Source organism: Streptomyces sp. NPDC001270, assembly GCF_042896695.1.
GTDB lineage: Bacteria > Actinomycetota > Actinomycetes > Streptomycetales > Streptomycetaceae > Streptomyces.
In genome coordinates this window covers 1-1573 of the sequence record NZ_JBIAXM010000104.1, presented here as the reverse complement: position 1 = coordinate 1573, position 1573 = coordinate 1, and the positions used below count along the sequence as shown (strand labels likewise).

General features: G+C 67.2%; 2 protein-coding genes and 1 pseudogene. 2 read left to right on the top strand and 1 reads right to left on the bottom strand.

Features of this window, described 5'->3' with window-relative positions; translation table 11 throughout:
* Positions 1-134 (top strand): ATP-binding protein (locus ACFY2B_RS46165; protein WP_390769048.1); only part of this gene is annotated, 134 nt, incomplete at its 5' end.
* Positions 135-174: 40 nt separating this feature from the next.
* On the opposite strand, the pseudogene ACFY2B_RS46160 reads toward ACFY2B_RS46165, so the two are convergent.
* Positions 175-1341: pseudogene (locus ACFY2B_RS46160) on the bottom strand (IS1182 family transposase); the annotation flags it as partial.
* Here ACFY2B_RS46160 and ACFY2B_RS46155 point away from each other — a divergent pair.
* Positions 1258-1437, top strand: a complete 180-nt coding sequence (locus tag ACFY2B_RS46155; RefSeq protein ID WP_390769049.1) for a hypothetical protein — start codon at positions 1258-1260, stop codon at positions 1435-1437. The pseudogene ACFY2B_RS46160 and the gene ACFY2B_RS46155 sit on opposite strands and share 84 nt — an antisense overlap.
* The last annotated feature ends 136 nt before the right edge of the window (positions 1438-1573 follow it).

Genomic DNA, 1573 nt, shown 5'->3' with positions numbered 1-1573 from the left:
TCGGCGACGAAGTCCTCGCTACCGCGATCCTCGACCGCCTCCTGCACCACTGTGAAGTCGTCCCGATCAACGGCCCCAGCTACCGACTCAAGAACCGTCTCCAGGCCATCGAGCGTGAGACGGACGTGGCCTGACAGATGGGGACAAAGAAAGGTACGAGACTGGGGATCTAAGTCCGTACGCCGACAGCGGGACCTGTTGGTCGTGGGCGAGGCGGCCGGTGGCCATGAACGTGTCGGTGCCGCAGGCCCGTTGGCGTTCCTTCACGGCTTCGAGGTTGGTCTCGGAGCAGTAGCCGGCGTCGACCAGCGCCTGCTTGGGGTGGACGCCGGTGTTCGCTGCGGACTGGTCGAGCATCGTGGTGTAGTTCGGCGCGTCCGAGGCGTTGGTCGTCACGTCGGCGGCGGTGATGACCTGGTGTTCCTCGTCGACGACGGCCTGGGCGTTGTATGCCTGGATGTAGGCGCCGTCGCTGTTCTTCATGATCCGCGAGTCGGGGTCGGTGAAGTTGGCCTGGGCCTTGGGCTTGGGGCGCGCGTTCGCGGCGGCCTTGTGCCCGGCGTCGGTGACGGCCTGCTCGTCGCCGGTGCCGGCGCGCTCCTGGCGGCGGCTTCCTTGTCCTCGGCGTGGTGGCGTGCTTTGTCGGCGGCTTCGGCCTCGATCTGCGAGCGGGCTGCCTGGAGCTTGGCCAGGCGCTTCTCGCGTCGGTCGAGTTCGGCGGGCAGATCCACGTCCTTCCCGTCGACGCCGAAGGTCTGGTCCTCGGCGGTGTCGGTGGCCTCGGCATCGGTCAGCAGCGCCTGGGCCATGGCCTCCAGTTGGGCTGTCTCGGCCTCGATCCGCTCTTCCTTCTCGATCAGGCGGCCGTAGCTCATCGCCTTGCGCTTGGAGGTGCTGGCCTCCAGCTTCGTGCCGTCCAGGGCGACGCGGCCCATCTTGACCATGCCGAGCTTGGTCGCGAGGTGCAGGGACTGGGTGAACAGGTCGGCGAGCGCGTCCAGGTGGCGGCGGCGGAACCGCGAGATGGAGCGGAAGTCCGGGGCCTGGTCGCCGGCCAGGAACCGGAACGCGATGTCGTCGGCGCACCTGCGCTCGATCGCCCGTGAGGAGCGCACCCCGGTGGTGTAGCCGTAGATCAGCAGACGCAGCATCAGCCGCGGGTCGTAGGGCGCGGTAGCCACGCTTCTCGGTGTAGTCGGCCAGGATCGGTCCCAGGTCCAGCACCTCGTCGACCAGGTCGGCGACGAACCGGGCGAGATGGTCCTGGGGCAGCCAGTCGTCCAGCGACGGGGGCAGCAGCAGAACCTGGTGCGGATCGAACGCCCGGAACCGCTTGTCCACCACCGCCCCACGGCCCTGCGGCTGCCTCTTCTCGACCGGCTCGACCTCGAACAACCCATCCCCACCACCCATACCGCCATCATCCCGCACGAATGATCAAGAAACACAGGCGGGGCGCCGGTTACTGGGACACGCTCCTAGTAGGGCTTCGTTAGGTAGCTCAATTTCCGTGTGATCGGTAGCGTGTGATCTTGTATCGGGTGTGACACCTGAGGAGATGGACGAGGCCCGT

Bases quoted from the DNA above. Each gene is read 5' to 3' on its own strand.
- ACFY2B_RS46155 (WP_390769049.1), top strand. From the start codon at position 1,258: ATGGTCCTGGGGCAGCCAGTCGTCCAGCGACGGGGGCAGCAGCAGAAC.